Source organism: Micromonospora sp. NPDC049523 (genome assembly GCF_040676775.1).
GTDB lineage: Bacteria > Actinomycetota > Actinomycetes > Mycobacteriales > Micromonosporaceae > Micromonospora_G.
This window is the reverse complement of record NZ_JBFAPP010000022.1, coordinates 51,178-66,782: the sequence shown is the minus strand read 5'-3', so window position 1 is coordinate 66,782 and position 15,605 is coordinate 51,178. Positions and strand designations below refer to the sequence as shown.

The following is a 15,605-nucleotide window of genomic DNA, read 5'->3' as shown; positions in this document are numbered from 1 at the left end:
TTGACGAACATCCGGCTGGCGGTGCTCTTCGGTGGGCGCAGCGGCGAGCACGACGTTTCCCGCCGCTCGGCGGAGAGCATCCTCGCCCACCTCGACCGCGACGCGTACGACGTGACCGAGGTGCTGATCGAGCGGGACGGTCGGTGGCGCGTCGACGGCGAGCCGGTCACGTTCAGCACGGCACTGAAGGTGCTGGGCGCCCACGACGTGGTGTTCCCGGCACTGCACGGCCCGTACGGCGAGGACGGCACGGTCCAGTCGATGCTGGAGTGGCTCGGCGTCGCGTACGTCGGCAACGGGGTCTTCGCCAGCGCAGCGGGCATGGACAAGCAGGTCACCAAGCGCCTGCTCGCCGCCGACGGACTGCGGGTCGCCGACGGGGTGACCCTGCGTCCGGGCGAGGAGCTGTCGGAGGCCGACCGGGAGCGGCTGGGCCTGCCCGTATTCGTCAAGCCCGCCCGCGCCGGCTCCAGCATCGGCGTGTCCAAGGTGGAACGGTGGGAGCAGTTGCCGGCCGCACTGGAGCTGGCGCGCGAAAGTGACAGCCGGGTGCTGGTCGAGGCGGCCGTACGCGGACGCGAGATCGACGTCGCCGTACTCGAACACCCGGACGGCCGGATCGAAGCCGGCCCACCGCTGGAGATCAGCGTCGCCAGCGCCGCCTTCTTCGACTACGACGCCAAGTACGACGGCGGCGCCGTCTTCCACATCCCGGCCGCGCTCGACCCCGACTCCACCCGGATGCTCCAGGACCGGGCGGTGCAGGCGTTCCGCACCCTCGGCTGCCGGGGGCTGCTCCGGGTCGACTTCTTCCTCCCGCACACCGGGCAGGAACCGGTGGTCAACGAGGTCAACACGTTCCCCGGTTTCACCGCCGCGTCGCAGTACCCGCAGATCTGGCAGCGCTCCGGAATCAGCTACACCGCCCTGCTCGACATCCTCGTCGCGGGCGCGCTGAAGGAGTCCCGGCTCGGCGCGGCGGCGGTCTGAGCAGCATGGTCATCTACAGCGCGGAGCGCCTGCGCGGGATCCGGGTGGTCGTCACCGGCGGCGGGACCGGCGGCCACACCTACCCGGCGTTGACCACCATCCGTACGCTGCGCGCCCGGCTCGCGGTCGCCGGCACCGAACCGGAACTGCTCTGGGTCGGTGTCTCACACGGCCTGGAGGCGAAGATCGCCCGGCAGGAGGGCATCCCGTTCCAGGCGATCACCACCGGCAAACTGCGCCGGTCGCCGAGCCTGCGGGAGCTGGGGCGCAACATCGCGGACGCGTTCCGGATCCCGCTCGGCATCCTCCAGGCGATCATGATCGTGGCCCGTACCCGACCGGCAGTGGTCCTCTCGACCGGCGGGTACGTCTCCGTACCGATCGGGATCGCGGCCTGGCTGACCCGCCGGCCGCTGGTCATGCACGAGCAGATCCTCACCCTCGGGCTGGCGAACCGGATCCTGGCCCGGATCGCCGACCGGGTGCTGCTCAGCCACGAGTCCTCGGTGGACCACCTGCCCGAACGGGCGAAGGCCCGCGCGGTCGTCACCGGCAACCCGATCCGGCCGGAGATCCTGCGCGGTGACCGGGGTCGGGCGCTGGCCGCGTACCGCCTGGACCCGCACCTGCCGCTGCTGTACGTCACCGGCGGCGCCCAGGGTGCGGTGCAGGTCAACAACCTGATCGCGGAGATCCTGCCGGACCTGCTGGCCGGCTGTCAGATCCTGCACCAGTGCGGCGAGTTCTCCTTCGACCGGATGAGGCTGACCGCCGACGGCCTGCCGGAGCACCTGCGCGACCGCTACCGGGTGGTCGACTACGTGCACGACGAAATGCCGGACGTGCTCGCCGCCGCCGACATCGTGGTGGCCCGCAGCGGCGCCGGAACCGTTGCCGAACTCACCGCACTCGGCAAGGCATGTGTGTTCGTCCCGTTGATCCCGACCGGGGGTGACGAGCAGCGGCGTACCGCCCGGCACCTGGCCGAAGCGGGCGCGGCCCGGATGCTCGCCGGCCCCGACGCGACCCCCGACCGCCTCCGCGAGGAGATCATGATGCTGCTCGACCACCCCGACCGGCGCCGACACCTGGCCGACACCGCCCGCCGCTACGGCCGCCCCGACGCCGCCGCGGCCGTCGCGACCGCGATCATCGACGCCGCCGGACGGTACGGCTCATGATCCTGCTCTCCGACCGGCGGATCTCCGCCATCCCGCTCGGCGACAACAACGAACCCCTGGTCGACCTGCGTCGGATCGACGATTTCCGGGTGGACGACCGTCTCGCCGACCCGGCCGGCGCGTACGCCCACCTACGGGAGGAGACCGCCGCCCGGCTGCTCGCCGCCCAGCGAAGCCTGCCGTACGGGCTGCGGCTGCTGATCGTCGAGGGCTACCGCCCGCTGACGCTCCAGACCACCTACTTCGAGGGCTACAAGGACGAACTGCGTCAGCGGTATCCACAGTGGGAGCCGGACCGCCTGCACGTCGAGGCGAGCAAGTACGTCTCCCCGCCCGAGGTGGCCCCGCACAGCACCGGCGGAACCGTCGACCTGACCCTCTGCACCGCCGACGGCGACGAACTCGACCTGGGTACGGCCGTCAACGACAGCCCGGTGGCCAGCGCGAATGCCTGTTTCACCGGCTCGCCCGACATCTCGCCCGAGGCGAGGGCCAACCGCGACATCCTCGGTACGGCACTGTCGGCCGCCGGCATGGTCAACTACCCGACCGAGTGGTGGCACTGGTCGTACGGCGACCGCTACTGGGCCCTGACCACGCGGGCCGACAGCACCCGGTACGGCCCGGTCGACCTGACGTGAGGCGGCTGTACGAGGTCGACCTGCTGCGGATCATCGCGGCGCTGGCGGTCGTCGTCTTCCACTACACCTTCTCCGCCTGGATGCAGGGCCTCAGCCCGGTCACCTTCCCGGTGCTCGGTGAGGTGACCCGGTACGGCTACCTCGGCGTCGACCTGTTCTTCGTGATCAGCGGGTTCGTGGTCCTGTCCAGCGCCTGGAACCGTACGCCTCGGGAGTTTGTCGTCTCCCGGATCGTCCGGCTCTACCCGGCGTTCTGGGTCGCGGTCACCCTCACCGCAGTGGTGAGCGTCGTCTCCGGCCGGTTCCCGATCGGCCCGGTGCAGTACCTGGCGAACCTGACCATGCTGAACCCGGCGGCCAACATCGACAACATCGACGTCGTCTACTGGACGCTCTGGGCCGAACTGCGGTTCTACCTGATCGTGTTCGTGTTGGCGCTGGTCGGACTGACCCGCCGCCGGGTGCTCACCGCGCTCTGGGGCTGGCTGGCACTGACCGGGCTGTACGAACTCGGCCTGCTGCCGTCCGCCGCCGACCTGCTGCTCCAGACCACGTTCTCGCACTACTTCGTCGCCGGGATGGCGCTGAGCCTGCTGCACCGGTTCGGCCCGAGTTGGGAACTGGTGGCGATCCTGGTGCTGTCGTACGCGAACGCGGTCTACCGGGGACTGGGCTTCGCCGCCGACGTTGCCGAGCGCTACCAGACCGGGTTCCATTCGGCGGTCGTCATCGGCGTGATCTGGCTGATCTTCATGGTGGTCACGCTGATCGCCCTGGAGGCCACCGCCGGGATCGGCCGGCGCTGGTTCCTGGTGGCCGGATCACTGACCTACCCGCTCTACCTCGTCCACGCGCACATCGGCTTCGTGCTGCTGGGCTGGTTCGGCCCGCTGGTCACGCCGTACCCGGGGCTGAAATGGGTGCTGCTCGCCGTCTTGATCGCCGGCATGGGTGCACTCGCGTACGCCATCCACGTGCTGGTCGAACGCCCGCTCGCACCCCGGTTGAAGCAGGTGCTGAACCGCCTGGCGCGGGTGCCGGTGCGGGCTCGTCAGGTCGGGTCGCGTCCCGTGTGAGCGCGGCTGCCCCCGAATGGTCACGTCCGGCCCGTCACGGGGCGGTGCCGGACGTGACCAACCGGGGGCGTGAGCTACGGGCCGGGCAGGATCGAGCGGGCTCAGCCCGGCAGGAACAGGCAGAACGGGTGACCGGCCGGGTCGAGGTAGACCCGTACGTCCTCCTGGGGTTGGAAGTCCGCGAGCGTCGCACCGGCCGCGATCGCGTGCGCCCCGGCCACCTCCAGGTCGTCCACCTCGATGTCCAGGTGCAGCATCATCTGCTGGTCGTCCGGGCCGGCGGGCCAGGTCGGCCGCACGTACGCCGACTCGGTCTGGAACGACAACCCGGCACCGCCCACGGGTGCGCTCAGCTTCACCCAGTCCGGCTCGTCCTGCTCCACGTTCCAGCCGAGCAGCCGCCGGTAGAACGCCGCGAGTTCCTGCGCGTCGGGCGAGTCGAGCACGATGCCAGAAACGATCATGCGGGGTGGCGGAGCCATGGTTTCCCTCCCGGATCCTTTGGACGTCTCCGGCATTCTTCCCCACTCACCGCCCCAGCCATGCCCCGCCGAGCCGTCAGATCGAGCGAAGCCGGCGGCGTGGCGGCGGGTCCGATATCCAGCCGAGGAATCGGGCCTCGATCTGCGCCGGGGGCAGGTCGACCAGATCGACCGCCGCCCGTTCGTGGAAATGCCGCATGAATGTCGTCAGCTTCTCCGGGTCGCCATGATAGAGCGACCGGAGGCGGGCGCGGAATACCGGGCACGGCCACGGTTCGCCGCAGTCACCACAATTCCATGCGGCGTCGGGGCGGTGCGGGGCGAGCAAATCGTCGTTGTCCACGCTGGCCGCACCTCTTCTCCGGATGGTGGTCAGATCAGGTAGATCTCGCGGGGTACGCCATCGTCCCGCACAATCGTGAAATGCCCCTCGGGCGCCAGGTCATGCAGCAGCGCGGCGATTTTCACCGCGTGGTTGAGCGCGTCGGTGCGATTGCCGTCAAGTTCGACGAGCCGGTCCAGTGCCGAGTTGGCCGACGGGGTGAGGTTGAAGGTCACCTTCACCAGTCGGGAACGCGCCGGTTCGGTCATCGGCGCGGCACCGGCGGCCAGGCGATGAAACGGTTGTACAGGTTTTCGCGGGGCGCGTTCGGGGCGTACTCGGCGAGGTCTTCCAGGGCGTGGACGTACTGCGCGGAGAGGTAGAGGCAGAGCGCGACCCGGTTACGGTGGAACTCCGCCAGCAGCGCCAGCCGGGCCGGACCGCACGGCCATTCGGCTGCGCAGACCCGGCACCGCCACGTCGGCCGCATCGGCAGGTGCGGTCGCCTTCGGGTACGCGTACGCGCGGTCACGCCGGCCGGTGAGGATCACGGCGTACGCGTCCGGAGACACCGACCGCGAACAGTTCGAGCGGGACGATCGGCGGGTCGTCGTACCCCGGTCCTCGATTTGTCGAACGTCTTCTCGGCGCGCGGGCCGGCGGCAGATCCGGCGTCATCTCGCGCGGTGCAACTTCCATTGTGGGTTTGTCGTGTTGCCCGGTCGTCTCGTCGTCTTCGCTGGACATGATTCGTCTCCTTCTCACCGTTGGAAGGGGCCGCCCCGGGGAGGTTGGGCGGGGAAGCCGGGGCGGCCCCGCAGTCCCGCCCGTCCGGGTCCACTTGCCGATGGGTCCGAGCGGTTCCGCTAGTGACACTCTGCTGTGGAATTCACTATGTTGGGGAGGCTCAGTGCGTCGACCCTGCAGCGCGTATGACGACATGATCCGTTGGTAGCAAACTTGTCCGGAGGTTGTCCGTGCAAAGATCACCAATGCTCGACCACTTTGGCGAAGAGCTGAAACTAGCCCGCGTCGCCGCTGAAATGTCCCAACAGGAACTCGCGGGGGCGATCAGCTATTCGACCGCACTCGTGGGCAAGATCGAAAACGGTGACCGCCGCCCCAGCGCCGACTTCGCCCGTCGCTGCGACTCGGTCTTCAACACCAACGGCCTGTTCGTCCGCATCCAACGCCTGATCAGCCGAGACGGGATGGTGGCCTGGTTCCGCGAGTTCGCGGCGCTGGAGCAGGAGGCCGCCGCCCTGCGCTGGTTCGAGCCGCTGTTCGTGCCGGGCCTGCTCCAGACCGAGGCGTACGCGCGTGCCCTGCTCTCCGCGTCGGACCTACGTTCGGAGGAGGACATCGCACAGCAGGTCGCCGCGCGATTGGAGCGGCAGGAGGTCCTCACGAGGCAAAACCCGCCCATGTTCACCGCCGTTATCGACCAGTTCGTGCTCCGTCGGTCGGTCGGCGGCCCTGTGGTAATGCGTGAGCAGCTTCAGCACCTGATCAAGATCGGAACGTCGCTGGCACGGGTGCGAATCCACGTCGTTCCACTGTCCGTTGGCGCGTACGCTGGGCTCAATGGACCGTTCGTCGTTGCCACCCCGCCGGTCGGTGAGGACGTCGTGTATGTGGAAGGACCGTTTCACGGAGAGATCTCCGACCGCTCGGAGGACGTGAAGCAGGCGGTCCAGGTGTGGGAATCCATCCGGGGCGAGGCGTTACCTCATCAGCAGTCCCTTGAGTTGATATCGGAAGAGGCGGAGAGATGGACTTGAGCGGCGCCGAGTGGCGCAAGAGCAGCCGTAGCAACACCAATGGCGGCGCGTGCGTCGAGGTCGCGGACAATCTGCCGGGGCGGGTGTTCGTGCGGGATACCAAGGACCGTGAGGGTGGGACGTTGGCGTTCGGTCCGGCCGCGTGGCAGGCGTTCGTCGCCGACCTGCCGTCCCGCCGGGTGTAGCTCACCCGCGACACGTCGTTCGGTGCCCGTTCCCGGCTGGTGGAGCGGGCACTTGGCGTTATGGGGGCACAGGCAGCTCGTGTCGTACCGTCGGTTTAGTGTGCCTCGCGTGACGTCACCGCAGGTCCGTACCGCGGACGAGAAGACGATTCTCGTCTCCAGCCTTGCCCGCCACCGTCAGGTGATCCTCTGGAAGATCCAGGATCTCGACGACGAGCGGCTACGCCGACCGATGGTGCCGTCCGGCACCAGCCTGCTCGGGCTCGTCAAGCATCTCGCCGGGGTCGAATACGGCTGGTTCTGCGAGACGTTCGGCCGGCAGGTCGAGCCGATGCCGTTCGACCTCGACCAGGACCCGGAATCCGACATGTTCGCCGCACCGGGGGAGACGACGGCGGACATCGTCGCGTTCTACCAGCGGGCCTGCGCGGCGGCCGACGCGGCGATCTCCGAGATCGACCTCGACACGCACGGCACCTCGTGGCGCGGCGACACCGTCTCGATGCGCTGGGTGCTGGTGCACATGATCGAGGAAACCGCGCGGCACGCCGGTCACATGGACATCGTGCGGGAACTGCTCGACGGCGCAACGGGCGACCACGCTCCAGCCGTATAGCGCGTCAAGTTCGTACATCGTTCCGATCCCGAGCCGATCCCCGGGCGGGGCGGCGCAGCGCAGCGTGGGGCGGATCAGCGGTGGTAACGCCAGATGCGCAGTGCGTCGGACTGGTCCTGGCAGACGATGATGTCCGCTTCGATCTGGCAGTGCTCCGCCTGGTACGGCACCATCCCGAGCAGGTGCACCTCGGTCGCGCCCGGTTCGAGCAGACCGAACCAGGTTCCCGCGCCCGTCCTGCTCGTCTGTGTGAGCAGCGCCGGTTCGCCCGGAGGCGGGGTGGTCATCCCCTCCCAGCCGGTCAGGTCGGTCAGCGTCCGGTCAGTGGCCGGGTCGACCGTACGAGCCAAGTCTCCGTCCTCCATACGCAACTCGACCACGTGGCTCCCGACCGAGACCCGAACCGTGGTGGGATCTGTCTTCGGACCGGTCTGTTTGCCGGTGCCCGGGTCGAGCAGCGTCCAGCCCGAGCCGTTCCCCACGCAGGGCTGGTCGGCGCAACTGTTCACGGACACCTCCGGGCTTCCGAGCACCCGGTGCCAGCGTTCGGTGAACGTGTCGACCGCGTACGCGGTCAGCACCCCGTCCGCCCGTTGCACCAGCAGCAGGTCACCGGCCACCACCACGGCCGGCGGCTCCACCGTGACGGCCGGAAGGCTCTGCCTGGCCTTACCGGTCCGGGCGTCCCACTGCTCCACCTGCCCGTTCACGGTGGTGACCACCACCGCGGCGCTCTCGGCCAGTGGGGTGTTCGACCAGCGGGTGGCGGTCGCGTTCGCCACCGGCACCGAACTCCAGAGCGCCTCCCCGCTACCCAGGTCGTACGCACGCACCACCGTCCCCAACGGCTCGACCAGGTAGGCGTCGCCGGACGCGGAGTAGTAGTACGAGGCGGACAACGCGGCGGACGGCTCCACCGGTTTCGCGTCGGCGGGGAACACCTCCTCCATGGTCAGCCCCGTACGGTCGTCGATCATCGTCTGCATCTCACCCGGCACCGACCAGCGGACCTCACCGGTACGGGCGTCCACGGCGGTGGTGCCCGCGGCCTCGTCCCGCACCGTCCAGATCAGCAGCACGTCCGCGACCTGCCGGCCGAGCACACCGGCGGCGCCGTCGTCCCGGTCGTACTCGGCGGTCCAGAGCAACCGCCCCTGACGCGGCTCGTACGCGGCGACGGACTCTCCGGTCTGGTTCGTCCCGACGAACAGCCGGTCGGGGGTGAGCACGAAGCCCCGGTCCGGCGCCACGGTCAGGGTGGCGATCTCGGTCAGCGACGGTGGTCCGGGTGCCGCGGAGCCACCGAGCGCCAGCAACAGCACCGCGCCGACGGCCAGCGCCCCGAAGCGCAGCCGGCGCGCCGACACCGGCGACCCAGGTACGGCAACGGTCGGTGACTCGTCGGGGGACAGGTCGAGATCGATCACCATGGGGGTGCCGCCGTCCATTTGCGCTCCGTTGCTCGAACTCATTCGTCTTCCGCCTGGACAGGGGTCCGGTAGCGCCAGATCCGGAGCGTGTCGTCGGTGGTGGTGCAGGCGATCACCGTCGCGTTGAGCTGGCAGTCGGAGACGCCGACCGGCACCGTACCGAGCTCGACCGGTGCCACCCACCCCGTCCTGAGCACTCCCAGCCACGTCGGCCCGCTGTGCGTCTCCGGGTTGGCGAAGAGGACCCTCCCGCTGGTCATGACGTTGGCCTGTTTCCAGTTCATCAGGTGGAGGCGGGGCGCGCCGGTCAGCGGATCGACGGTACGCAGCGGTCGCATCGAGCCCTGGGGCACGAACTCGATCAGGTGCCCGCCCGCGTCCGTGATGGCGTGTTCCCGGGGAATCGGCCAGAGCCGTTTGCCGCTGGCCCGGTCGATCGTCCACGCGCCCTGCGGACTCGACTCGCAGATCAGTTCACCCGAACAGAAGCCCACGAATGCGTCGTCGCGCACCGGCCGGCTCCACACCTGCCGGTACGTTTCCGTGGAGTACGCCGTGACCTCCAGGGCGTTGTGCCGGACCAGCAGCAGGTCCCCGCTGAGCTGCAAGGTGCCGGGGTCGACGACGGGAAAGCGATGCCGCACCGCACCCGTACGCGGATCCCGCAGTTCGGCGGCACCGTCGGCGGTCAACACCGCCAGGTCGTAGTCCCGGTCCGGCATCCTGGCCAGAGTGCCGTCGTCGAACAGGACGGTGACGCCGACAACCGCGGTGCTCAACACCTCGGAACGCCACCGCACCTGACCGGTGCTCAGCTCGATGCCGGTGACGACCCTCCCCAGCGGTGGCCCGTCGTAGAACTTTCCCCACGGCGACCCGTAGGACGTAGCTCCTCCGGGTGCGTTTGCCTGTGCTGGCTCGGTGGAGAAGAGCAGATCGATCGCGAGCGCCGTGCCGTCGCCGCCGAGTGATTGCACGTCGCTCGGCAGCGACCAGCGTTCCCGACCGGTACGGTCGTCGAGCGCGACCGTACGCATGCCGCTCCGGTCCGGTCGGGGTCCGCTGACCAGCAGCAGCCCGGCCCGGTGCTGAAGCTCCAGTTTGGTGTCCGGCCACACCGGCAGGTCGTACGTCCACATCCGACGCCCCCGGTCCAACTCGTACGCCGAAACCCGCCAGACCACATTGCGCTGCTGCGCGGTGGCGACGAAGAGCAGGTCGTCGGTGAGCAGCACGCCCCGGTCGGGGTAGGCGGCCGACTGGGGGGTGGACGGGCGCGGCAGGCTGGCGATCTGGCTCAGGATCGGTTCCGGTGGCAGCCCGGACCCACCGATCGTGAGCAGCAGCACCGCCGCGAGCCCGAACGCCACCGGGCGCAGCCGCCACCAGGTGAACGGTCGACGGGGCGAAACCTCGACCGGATCGTCCCGCACGGTACCGAGGTCGATCACCAGTTCCGGTGGATCCCCGGCACGTTCGCCGGTCCGTTCCGTGCCGACCATCGCCGTCCCCCGTTTTCGGTGTCACACCGAATGTTAGGTGGAGATGGATGTCAGGTGGGGGTGCCGGATCTCAGGTGGGCATTGACGTCAGGGGGAGGTGTGCGATCTCAGGTGGGACGGACGTCAGGTGGGGATGGCGGCGAGTAGGCGGGCGCGTAGTGGGGCGGCGCGTTCGGCGAAGCCGCGCTGGGCGGCGGCGTACTCGGCCCGTCCCTCCGCGGTCTCCACCCGCACCGGCGGATGACCGAGAGCGGCGAGATCGTACGGGCTGGCCCGCATGTCCAGCGTCCGGATCTCCCGGGCCAGCTCGAACGCGTCGGCCACCAACTCGCTCGGCACCAGCGGCGACAGCTTGTAGGCCCACTTGTAAAGATCCATGTTGCCGTGCAGACAGCCGGGCTGCTCCAGCTCGTGCTGAGTTTCCCGGGTCGGGCTGAGCAGGTTCAACGGCCGAGCCGGAGCGGTGAAGAACCGGTACGCGTCGAAGTGGCTGCACCGTACGCCGGTCCGCTCGACGGTCTGCGCGGTCTGCTCCGGTGACAGCCGCAGCGGCCAGGAGTTGTGCCTGACCTCCTGCTGGTTCTGCCGGTAGACCATCGCCCACTCATGCATGCCGAAGCAGCCGAACTGGGCGGGACGGTCGGCGGTGCGGCTCAGCAGCGTACGGATCCAGTCGATCGAATCGCCGCGCCGCGCGCGTACCGCATCGGTGTCGAGGGTGAGTCCGGCGGACGTCGACCGGTAGTCGCGGCCGAAATCGTCCGGGTCCGCGTCGGCCAGCAGCACCCCGGCGCCCGGATGCCAACGTCGCAGTTGCGCCGGCCGGTGCGAGTAGTAGGTGAACAGGAAGTCCTCGACCGGGTGCCGCTCACCGGCCCGCCGCCGCTGCAGGTGCGGCGCCAGCCAGCCGTCCACCCGGCGTTCGTGGGCCGCCCGCCGTTCCCGCCAGGTCGTCGCGTCGAGCACGACGGTACGGGCGGCAGCAATGGTCACCGGCCCAGCGTACGCAGTGCCTGACCGCCCGGCCCGGCCAGCGGTGGCAGTGCCTGCCCGGCGCGGCCAGCGGTGGCAGTGCCTGCCCGGCGCGGCCAGCGGTGGCAGTGCCTGCCCGGCGCGGCCAGCGGTGGCAGTGCCTGCTCGGCCCGGCCAGTGGCGGCTTGGCTGACCGCCCGGCCCAGCCGGTGGTGGCAGTGCCTGCTCGGCCCGGCTAGCGGTGGCAGCGCAGGTAGTGGCCGTGAGTTCCAGCGCGTAGCGGTGCGAGGTTCTGGGCACGATCACTCCTTCGGCCGAACCCGCCGCCCGGCCCAGCGAGCGGCGGGGCTAGCCGGCGGTGAACCGTTCGACGTACCGCCGCTGCCACGGTGTCTCGACGGCGTGGCGGTCGTAGTGCTCCCGGACGTAGGCCACCGCCCGACCGGCGGGCACCCCGTCGATCACCGCGATACAGGCGAGCGCGGTCCCGGTACGCCCCCGCCCGCCGCCGCAGGCGACCTCGATCCGCTCGCTGGCGGCCCGCTCCCAGATGTCGGCGAACACGCTGCTGGCCTGCTCACGGTCGCTGGGCAGACGGAAGTCCGGCCAGCGCAGCCACTGCGCCGGCCAGGTCGTCGGCGGTGGCGGGCGGCCGAGGAGGTAGACGCCGGACGTCGGCTCCGGCCCGGCCGGGAGCGGATTCCGCAGGCCACGCCCCCGGACCAGTCGCCCGGACGGCAGCCGCAGTACGCCGGGGTCCGTCGGTTCCCAGAGCTGCGTCACCCGGCCAGCCTAGGTCCGCCGCCCGGTTCGAGCGCCCCGACTCGGCCCGAGCGCCCCCGACTCGGTCGCGCGGGTGGGCTTGATCCACGCGCGCTGAGCTGTTGCCGAGGGGCCTCCGAGAACAGCTCAGCGCGCAATGATCATGAGTGGCGGGTGGCGCGGCGAGTGCTGGTCAGGTTACGGCGACGCTTACGCCGGCTGAGAAGACCGCGCCGCGTAGCTCGACCCGGGTGGGCGGGTTCGGCCCGTCCATGGTGAACACGATCGGGAAGAGCATCCGTTCGCTCGGTGGCACCGGCTCAGCGAAGATGTCCCGCCCGCCGTTGACCGCCCTGGTGGCGCCGAGATCCGTGGTCACCCAGTTGCCCGTCGCCGCGTACGCCCGCTGCGACTCGCCGTACCAGAGCTGGGGTTCCTTGCTGACGTTGCGGGCGCTGATAGTGGCCAGGCACCGGTGTCCGGACGGCCGTGGTCCGGCGGGTTGCTGGACCGTGTCCCCGCAGTTCACACGGTAGATGGTGAACTCGAAGGTGGCGTCGCGCATCGTCGCGCCGATCGTGCCCGTGCTGGTCCGGCCCACCCAGGCGCCGCTGGTCGGTTGTTTGCCCGTGTCGATCGCGCTGACCTTGGAGGTCGCCGCCCAGGTCGCCGCCGTCACCACCAGCCCGACGATCACCACCGCGATTCCGATCACCCCCCACAGCGGTGGCCCCGTACGACCCTTGCTCCGACCCGGTACGGCCGGTCGGGGCGGTGCCGTCGGCGACCCGCCGGAGAGGAACGTGTTCGGTATGCCGTCGGGCATTCTCGGAATGGTCGCCGAGAGCTGGCGCGCTTGATCTTGCTGTCGGCTCGGACCAGGCTGGGATGTGCCGGACTGGGTCGTGCTGGGCTGGCTCGGTCCGCCGGTTTGGCTCGGGCCGCCGGGTTGGCTCGGGCCGCCGGGTTGGCTCGGTCCGGACTGGGGTGCGCCGGGCTGCGCCCTGCCCGGCTGTGACGGGGATGGTGCGTCGGCGCTGGCCGGGGGCAGGTCGACCGAGGCCCAACCGGTCGCCGGTCGTTCCTCGGGCGGGATGTGTCCGCCCCACGTCGGCCTCGGTGAGGGCCACGACTCGGCGCCGTCACCCGGGCGGATCCGGGCCACACCGCGGGCCAACCCTCGGGCGAGCCCGGGCGGTGGGCGGTCCAACGCCGCCGGCCGGTCGAGGAAGGGCGGCTCACCGACACCGCGAGGTGCCGCCGCGCCACTCCGGTCCACCGAGCCACCTCCGGCCCCCGAGCCAGCTCCGCCCCCCGAGCCACCTCCGGCCGTGGCGCCACCTCCGGACTGTGCGCCACCTCCGGTCGGTGCGCCCACACCCGCCGGAGTCCCGCCGCCGGCTGGTGCTCCGCCCCCGGATGCTGCTCCGCCCCCGGCCGATGGCCCGCCACCGGATGACGTCCCGCCGCCGGTCGGTGGCCCACCGAAGCCCCGTGAAGCCCCACCGCCCGGTCCATCACCGCCCGGTCCACCGCGGCCCGGTCCTCCGTCAGGGCCACGGTCGGCCCGCTGGCGGATCCGGCGGCGCCACCACCAGAGTCCCGCCACCAGGAGCAGCACGAGCACCGCCACCGCGCCGAACAGGTACGCCGGGCGCTGCCAGATCGCCGGGTCGGCGTCCTCCGCCTTCTCCGCCGTGCCGGCCTGCCAGGTCGCGCTCGCGCAGTCGAAGGGGATGTCGCCGGTCCCCGCGAATGCGCAGGCAGGTGCGCTCATCGGGACACCGGCCGGCGTCGGGGCGAGGGCGGTGTTCAGCGTGTGCATGCCGCCGGGCGGGAGTTGCAGGCGCCAGGAGATTTCCGTACCGCCGGTCTGTCCGGCGGGTTGGCTGGTCTGGCCGCCGTCGCTGACCACGGTCGGGGAGGTGCCGCGGGGCAACTCCTGCCGGACGGTGGTGTCGATGGTGCTGGTGGTGCCGTTGTGCACCAGGATCTGATAGGTGGGCGCGTGCTGGCCGCCGCTCGCCATCACGACCGTGACCGCCGAAGGCGCTGCCCGTGCGGCCCCGTCGGGCAGGATGGTGGAGAGCAGACAGCCCGCGAGGACCGTACTGGCCAGGCGCCGTCGGGTCGATGCAGAAATCACAACGAGACCTCCTTTTCTGACGCTAAGCCGCCTGTCGGTCAATGGTGTTTGGAAGGGGCGAATCGCGTCGCGAAATCGGCGGGCTGGCGTATGGTGCGGCGTCGCCGTACCGGCACCGTCGGTGGTCGCCGGCCGGATTGACGCTGGTACGGCTAGATTGGCTGCGTGCGTATCGTTCGTTTTGCTCATGCCAAGGGAATGTCGTTCGGCGTCGTGGAGGGTGAGCCGGACGCCGGCCCCGGCGCCCTCACGGTGGCCGAGATCGAGGGTCACCCGTTCGGGGAGATCAAGCTCACCAACGCCCGCTGGGCGCTGGCTGACGTACGGCTCGTCTCGCCGATCCTGCCCAGCAAGGTGGTAGCGGTCGGGCGCAACTACGTCGAGCACGCGGCCGAGCACGGCGCCGAGGTGCCGAGCGAGCCGCTGCTCTTCCTCAAGCCCTCCACCTCGGTGATCGGGCCGCGGGACGCGATCCGGTTGCCGACCCAGTCCAAGCGGGTCGAGCACGAGGCCGAGCTGGCTGTGGTCATCGGTGTGACCGGTGCCCGCCGGGTCGACCGGGCGACCGCCGCGAAGGCGATCTTCGGTTACACCGCCGCGAACGACGTCACCGCGCGCGACCTGCAACGCGCCGACGGCCAGTGGACGCGAGCGAAGAGCTTCGACTCGTTCTGCCCGATCGGGCCGTGGATCGTCACCGACCTCGACGTCAGTGACGTGGAGGTTCGCTGCGAGGTAGGGCGCAACCCCGACCAGATGGAGGTACGTCAGCTCGGCCGTACCAAGGACATGGTCTTCGACGTACCGACGCTGGTGTCCTACATCTCACACGTGATGACGCTGCTGCCCGGCGACGTGATCCTGACCGGCACCCCGGCGGGGGTTAGTCAGCTCACCGACGGGGATACCGTCACGGTGCGGATCGACGGGATCGGCGAGCTGTCGAATCCCGTGGTGGCGCTGGACTGAGCCACCCGCCCAGTACGGCGAGCGGCCCGGCCAACGGCCGCTCATCCGCTGGTGGAGGCCGGATCCATAACCCGATTTGGCCTCTCCCAGTCGGTCCGGTAAAGTCTTTTCTCGGTGCCGGAAGGCACCGATGGGGTATGGGGTAATTGGCAGCCCAACTGATTCTGGTTCAGTTAGTCTAGGTTCGAGTCCTGGTACCCCAGCTACCGACGCCAGAGATGGCGCCGGTAGCTGATCTCTGATAGAGTTCAGCGGTCCTCTTCGGAGGACAAAGTAAGACAGGTAAGACAGAAAGTCCTGGCCCCGTCGTCTAGCGGCCTAGGACGCCGCCCTCTCAAGGCGGTAGCGCGGGTTCGAATCCCGTCGGGGCTACAGGTTCGGAGCCCGTGTCACGCAAGTGGCGCGGGCTATTTTTATTATGCGATAGCGAGCGCGGTGCCGCCGGCACTTCGCTCGCTTTTTCGTCGCCCGTTTCGCACCCGGTTCCGCGCTCGTCCTGACTCGCGCCGGTCGTGCTCCCTGCCACCGCACCCGGTTCCGCGCCCGCTCT

General features: G+C 70.0%; 18 protein-coding genes and 2 tRNA genes. 10 read left to right on the top strand and 10 right to left on the bottom strand.

Translation table 11 applies throughout. The features are described 5' to 3' along the window. Genes AB0J90_RS28390 through AB0J90_RS28375 form a run of 4 tightly spaced genes read left to right on the top strand, consistent with a single transcriptional unit; the run spans position 1 to position 3,888 of the window. Positions 1 to 990, top strand: a complete 990-nt coding sequence (locus AB0J90_RS28390) for a D-alanine--D-alanine ligase family protein (protein WP_363600939.1) — start codon at positions 1 to 3, stop codon at positions 988 to 990. Between the two features lie 5 nt (positions 991 to 995). After that, positions 996 to 2,171, top strand: a complete 1,176-nt coding sequence (locus AB0J90_RS28385) for a UDP-N-acetylglucosamine--N-acetylmuramyl-(pentapeptide) pyrophosphoryl-undecaprenol N-acetylglucosamine transferase (RefSeq protein ID WP_363600937.1) — start codon at positions 996 to 998, stop codon at positions 2,169 to 2,171. Continuing rightward, on the top strand, positions 2,168 to 2,812 hold the full coding sequence (locus AB0J90_RS28380; protein WP_363600935.1) for a M15 family metallopeptidase: 645 nt from the start codon (positions 2,168 to 2,170) through the stop codon (positions 2,810 to 2,812). Before AB0J90_RS28385 ends, AB0J90_RS28380 begins: the two co-directional genes overlap by 4 nt. Then, positions 2,809 to 3,888 (top strand): acyltransferase, encoded by a 1,080-nt coding sequence (locus AB0J90_RS28375; RefSeq protein WP_363600933.1) that lies wholly within the window; start codon positions 2,809 to 2,811, stop codon positions 3,886 to 3,888. The genes AB0J90_RS28380 and AB0J90_RS28375 overlap by 4 nt, the downstream gene beginning before the upstream one ends. A gap of 101 nt (positions 3,889 to 3,989) precedes the next feature. Here the strand turns inward: AB0J90_RS28375 and AB0J90_RS28370 are convergent, their stop codons facing one another. From AB0J90_RS28370 to AB0J90_RS28350, 5 genes are all read right to left on the bottom strand, one after another. Beyond that, complete coding sequence (locus tag AB0J90_RS28370; RefSeq protein WP_363600931.1) at positions 3,990 to 4,352, bottom strand: VOC family protein; 363 nt, start codon at positions 4,350 to 4,352, stop codon at positions 3,990 to 3,992. A 94-nt stretch (positions 4,353 to 4,446) separates the two neighbouring features. Then, positions 4,447 to 4,713: a flavin reductase gene (locus AB0J90_RS28365; RefSeq protein WP_363600929.1), complete on the bottom strand. Its 267-nt coding sequence runs from the start codon at positions 4,711 to 4,713 to the stop codon at positions 4,447 to 4,449. A gap of 29 nt (positions 4,714 to 4,742) precedes the next feature. Further along, positions 4,743 to 4,961, bottom strand: coding sequence for a hypothetical protein (locus tag AB0J90_RS28360; protein WP_363600927.1), 219 nt, complete (start codon positions 4,959 to 4,961; stop codon positions 4,743 to 4,745). After that, complete coding sequence (locus AB0J90_RS28355) at positions 4,958 to 5,182, bottom strand: flavin reductase (protein WP_363601064.1); 225 nt, start codon at positions 5,180 to 5,182, stop codon at positions 4,958 to 4,960. The genes AB0J90_RS28360 and AB0J90_RS28355 overlap by 4 nt, the downstream gene beginning before the upstream one ends. A 38-nt stretch (positions 5,183 to 5,220) precedes the next feature. After that, a complete protein-coding gene (locus AB0J90_RS28350; protein WP_363600925.1) occupies positions 5,221 to 5,439 on the bottom strand; it encodes a hypothetical protein in 219 nt (72 codons plus the stop codon). Positions 5,440 to 5,684: 245 nt separating this feature from the next. Between AB0J90_RS28350 and AB0J90_RS28345 the strand changes: the two genes are divergently transcribed. The 3 genes from AB0J90_RS28345 (at position 5,685) to AB0J90_RS28335 (ending at position 7,274) form a co-directional block, all read left to right on the top strand. Then, a complete protein-coding gene (locus AB0J90_RS28345; protein ID WP_363600923.1) occupies positions 5,685 to 6,473 on the top strand; it encodes a helix-turn-helix transcriptional regulator in 789 nt (262 codons plus the stop codon). Further along, positions 6,464 to 6,658, top strand: coding sequence for a DUF397 domain-containing protein (locus AB0J90_RS28340; protein WP_363600921.1), 195 nt, complete (start codon positions 6,464 to 6,466; stop codon positions 6,656 to 6,658). Before AB0J90_RS28345 ends, AB0J90_RS28340 begins: the two co-directional genes overlap by 10 nt. A gap of 109 nt (positions 6,659 to 6,767) precedes the next feature. Beyond that, on the top strand, positions 6,768 to 7,274 hold the full coding sequence (locus tag AB0J90_RS28335) for a DinB family protein (protein WP_363600919.1): 507 nt from the start codon (positions 6,768 to 6,770) through the stop codon (positions 7,272 to 7,274). Positions 7,275 to 7,348: 74 nt separating this feature from the next. On the opposite strand, the gene AB0J90_RS28330 is transcribed toward AB0J90_RS28335, so the two are convergent. The 5 genes from AB0J90_RS28330 to AB0J90_RS28310 all read right to left on the bottom strand — a co-directional run bounded on the left by AB0J90_RS28330 (position 7,349) and on the right by AB0J90_RS28310 (position 14,086). Next, complete coding sequence (locus AB0J90_RS28330) at positions 7,349 to 8,722, bottom strand: PQQ-binding-like beta-propeller repeat protein (protein ID WP_363600917.1); 1,374 nt, start codon at positions 8,720 to 8,722, stop codon at positions 7,349 to 7,351. A gap of 20 nt (positions 8,723 to 8,742) precedes the next feature. After that, positions 8,743 to 10,206: a PQQ-binding-like beta-propeller repeat protein gene (locus AB0J90_RS28325; RefSeq protein ID WP_363600915.1), complete on the bottom strand. Its 1,464-nt coding sequence runs from the start codon at positions 10,204 to 10,206 to the stop codon at positions 8,743 to 8,745. A 123-nt stretch (positions 10,207 to 10,329) separates the two neighbouring features. Further along, positions 10,330 to 11,199 (bottom strand): 3-methyladenine DNA glycosylase, encoded by an 870-nt coding sequence (locus AB0J90_RS28320; RefSeq protein ID WP_363600913.1) that lies wholly within the window; start codon positions 11,197 to 11,199, stop codon positions 10,330 to 10,332. A 327-nt stretch (positions 11,200 to 11,526) separates the two neighbouring features. Next, positions 11,527 to 11,961 (bottom strand): protein-tyrosine phosphatase family protein, encoded by a 435-nt coding sequence (locus tag AB0J90_RS28315; protein WP_363600911.1) that lies wholly within the window; start codon positions 11,959 to 11,961, stop codon positions 11,527 to 11,529. A 172-nt stretch (positions 11,962 to 12,133) separates the two neighbouring features. Continuing rightward, on the bottom strand, positions 12,134 to 14,086 hold the full coding sequence (locus AB0J90_RS28310) for a hypothetical protein (protein ID WP_363600909.1): 1,953 nt from the start codon (positions 14,084 to 14,086) through the stop codon (positions 12,134 to 12,136). Positions 14,087 to 14,251: 165 nt separating this feature from the next. Here AB0J90_RS28310 and AB0J90_RS28305 point away from each other — a divergent pair, with 165 nt between their 5' ends. From AB0J90_RS28305 to AB0J90_RS28295, 3 genes are all read left to right on the top strand, one after another. After that, positions 14,252 to 15,055, top strand: a complete 804-nt coding sequence (locus AB0J90_RS28305; protein ID WP_363600907.1) for a fumarylacetoacetate hydrolase family protein — start codon at positions 14,252 to 14,254, stop codon at positions 15,053 to 15,055. Between the two features lie 131 nt (positions 15,056 to 15,186). Beyond that, positions 15,187 to 15,258, top strand: a tRNA-Gln gene (locus AB0J90_RS28300). Between the two features lie 96 nt (positions 15,259 to 15,354). Then, a tRNA-Glu gene (locus tag AB0J90_RS28295) sits at positions 15,355 to 15,427 on the top strand. Positions 15,428 to 15,605 lie beyond the last annotated feature (178 nt).